The sequence below is a fragment of the Limosilactobacillus avistercoris genome (assembly GCF_014836425.1).
GTDB classification, from domain to species: Bacteria; Bacillota; Bacilli; order Lactobacillales; family Lactobacillaceae; genus Limosilactobacillus; species Limosilactobacillus agrestimuris.
Genome location: NZ_JACSQW010000044.1, coordinates 1 through 2,867, shown reverse-complemented (window position 1 = coordinate 2,867; position 2,867 = coordinate 1). Strand labels below are relative to the sequence as shown.

4 protein-coding genes are annotated in these 2,867 nt (G+C 41.0%); 1 reads left to right on the top strand and 3 read right to left on the bottom strand.

The features are described from left to right. Nucleotides 1-390: LPXTG cell wall anchor domain-containing protein (locus H9564_RS08955; protein WP_191685120.1), on the top strand; the 390-nt coding region annotated here is incomplete at its 5' end. Nucleotides 391-637: 247 nt separating this feature from the next. On the opposite strand, the gene tnpC is transcribed toward H9564_RS08955, so the two are convergent. The 3 genes from tnpC to H9564_RS08940 form a co-directional block, all read right to left on the bottom strand. Beyond that, on the bottom strand, nucleotides 638-2,173 hold the full coding sequence (gene tnpC, locus H9564_RS08950; RefSeq protein WP_191685119.1) for an IS66 family transposase: 1,536 nt from the start codon (nucleotides 2,171-2,173) through the stop codon (nucleotides 638-640). A 69-nt stretch (nucleotides 2,174-2,242) separates the two neighbouring features. Beyond that, on the bottom strand, nucleotides 2,243-2,599 hold the full coding sequence (gene tnpB / locus H9564_RS08945) for an IS66 family insertion sequence element accessory protein TnpB (RefSeq protein WP_191685118.1): 357 nt from the start codon (nucleotides 2,597-2,599) through the stop codon (nucleotides 2,243-2,245). Beyond that, nucleotides 2,589-2,783, bottom strand: a complete 195-nt coding sequence (locus H9564_RS08940) for a hypothetical protein (RefSeq protein WP_057806372.1) — start codon at nucleotides 2,781-2,783, stop codon at nucleotides 2,589-2,591. Before H9564_RS08940 ends, tnpB begins: the two co-directional genes overlap by 11 nt. Nucleotides 2,784-2,867 lie beyond the last annotated feature (84 nt).

Sequence of the window (2,867 nt, the reverse complement as noted above, 5' to 3'; positions counted from 1 at the left end):
AAGTTCCCAGCTGGCACTACAGTTACAGTAGGTGCTGACGGAACAGCTACAGTAAATTACCCAGATGGTTCAAAGGATACTATCCCAGGCAGAGATTTAATTATTGGTGTTAAGGGTGAAGATATTTCTGGAAATAAGCATGATTCAAATTCTCCTAGTGGATCTAATAGGGCTATTTCTAATACTGATGATGAAACCAGTGGTAACACTGTCAATAATGCAGAAGGTATGAATGGAAATACAGCTAAGAGTGGTAGCAAGAATAATAGCTTAAAGACATTACCACAAACTGGTAATGGAGCAAACGAAAAGGCATCCGCCCTTGGATTCCTCTTCGCTGGGCTCGCAAGTATCTTTAGCTTGGCCGGACGCCGCAAGAAGAAGTACTAAAATTAGGAGAAGGTTGAGTTAATTCTCTACCTTAAAAAGACGACCTCCAGTGTTCGTTAATTCGGACACTGGGGGTTGTTTGTAAGTAGTCCATATCCATACGTCTAGGCACGACTCGTGAAGTCTCCTATACTAAAAGCAACTTTAGTACAGGAGGCTTTTTCGTAAGCACCGAATAACGACACGTATTGAAAAAAAGCGTCATGCACGACATCGGTTTTGATGTTACGCATGACGCTTGCTCATTTTAAATATGACATTGAGCCTGGACCTCTTTTGCCCATGGCAAAAAGCCCTCAAGATCTTTGTTTTCACGATTCGGTAAGTGATCAAACAGATACTTGAAGTATTTATAGATGTTCAAATGATTCATTTTAGCTGTGCCAACTATCGTGTAATATACGGCACTAGCCTGGGCGCCACGAATGCTTTTCGTAAAAAGACTATTTTTACGAATTAACGTTGATGGCCGAATGGCCTGTTCCACTGGATTGTTGGTCAATGGAACTTGGCCATTTTCAAAAATTCGATAGACTCGTGACTTTAACGCTAACGCGTTTTGAATGGCATTCTTTAATTTGCCTAGGGGCCGCTGGACCTGACTAATGTAGTCATAAAATGAATCTAATAATAGCCTGATTCTTTTCCTTCGCTCTGCGGCTTTTTCTTCTTGAGTATGATATACTAAGTACTTTTCCGTATGGAAAACCGACCTTAATAATGATACTGCCTGTTGGGCAATCGAAGATCTGGCAGGGCGATTGTGTAATGCCTTAATGATATTGATGAATTCACGCCGAATATGCACTAGGCATGATCCAAACTTAGCGTTTGGATAAAGGCGATTACTATAGCCGCCATAACCATCGCACATTATAATTCCCTGATAATCACTCCCCACGATATCTTCAATAACTTTACCAGAGCGTGTATTGGCATAATGAAAGACGTTGATTGGATGACGACTAAATTCAGCGGTCGTCCTAGTGGCCCAAAAATAACAGTTTGCTTTATGCTCTTCTAACACTTGGAAGGGTGTTTCGTCCATATGAATTACTTCTTCGGAACGCATTAATTCACATAGTTTCTTATATAGAGGTATCAAGTAACTTTCACTGACTTTAATAATATTCTTAGTAATTAAAGTGTCATCAACTGGCATTCCCATGGCCAACCAAAGCTTAAGCTGACGATGGAATGGTAAAGCTAGGTTAAACTTTAATTCGCTAATCTTCGCCAAGATGCTACTTGAGAAATAGCTGTGTGGCAAAATTGCCTGCGGCACCTTACTATTAACAACCAGATCGTTGCCATCTGGATGACAATGATTACACTTATAACTTTCCTGGTAAAAGTTTTTGCAATATAACTCGGCTGGCTTGAGGGTTGCTTCCCGTCTTGCCAGACGCTGACCAATTTTAGTCATTTCTCCCTGACAGTGAGGACACTTCGTGTCCGTTAGCGGAATTACCTGGTCTACCTGGGGCAGACTATTCAAAAAAGCGGTACGCTTACCCGACCGCTTAGCTTTGCGGTGACGTACCACTTGTTTTTGCTTGACTGTAACTACCTCAGTAATATCTTGATCATTGTCTTCCAGCTTAGCGAGTTGTTGGTCATTGAACAGTGATTGCTGTCCTGAAACTACTTCTTCAAAAACTTCAGTTTTTTTCCCAAATAGTTGGTTCTGTAAGGCCTTGATAATCATCTGCTGTTGAGCAATTTGTGCCTGAGCAGCGGCTAATTGCTTTTTGAGTTCAGCGCTTTGCTTTTCGTAATCCATGGTTCGTCACCTCCGGTCTTAATGAATTCTGATTAATTATATCAGAAGCGGAGGGATTTAAAAAGAGTTTTAGTAGAGATTACCTGGTTTAGCTTTATGAACACTAGGCGTTGGGAAAGGATTGAGTCCTTTCAAAAGTTTGACTAATTCCTGGTGCTTTAATAGGCGGGCTTCGGAAGAACTTCGCGGCCATTTAAGATGACCATTTTCATAGCGCTTATAAAGCAAGATAAAGCCTTCACCATCCCAATATAAGCCCTTGAAACGATCGCTCCTAAAGCCACAGAAAAGGAAGAGTGAATCATCATATAATTCCAAACCATAGTTTTCAGCGACCAGGATCGCTAGACCATCAATTCCTTTACGGAGGTCGGTCTTCCCACAAACAAGATAGATATGTTTAGGTGCGTGCCAATTAATGAGCATTTTCAACTAACACCTTTACTAACTCGCTGGCGAGCTTTGGATTAACACCTTTGAAGATGGTTAAACGAATCCCTTTAAGCTCCACCTTCGCCGCAATATGCTTATATGGCGCATGGGTTGGTGACGACATCGAAGATGGCTTTGAAATAAAATTGGGTGCAATGATTTCATGTTTTTCTTCCATAAAAAGTCTCCTAACTGAATTTCTGGTAATCAGTATAGGAGACCTCAAATTGAAAATATAGACGTGCTGTTATTCAGTGCTTAC

Coding starts and splice junctions, on each gene's coding strand:
- tnpC (WP_191685119.1), bottom strand. CDS start 2,173: ATGGATTACGAAAAGCAAAGCGCTGAACTCAAAAAGCAATTAGCCGCT.
- tnpB (WP_191685118.1), bottom strand. CDS start 2,599: ATGCTCATTAATTGGCACGCACCTAAACATATCTATCTTGTTTGTGGG.
- H9564_RS08940 (WP_057806372.1), bottom strand. CDS start 2,783: ATGGAAGAAAAACATGAAATCATTGCACCCAATTTTATTTCAAAGCCA.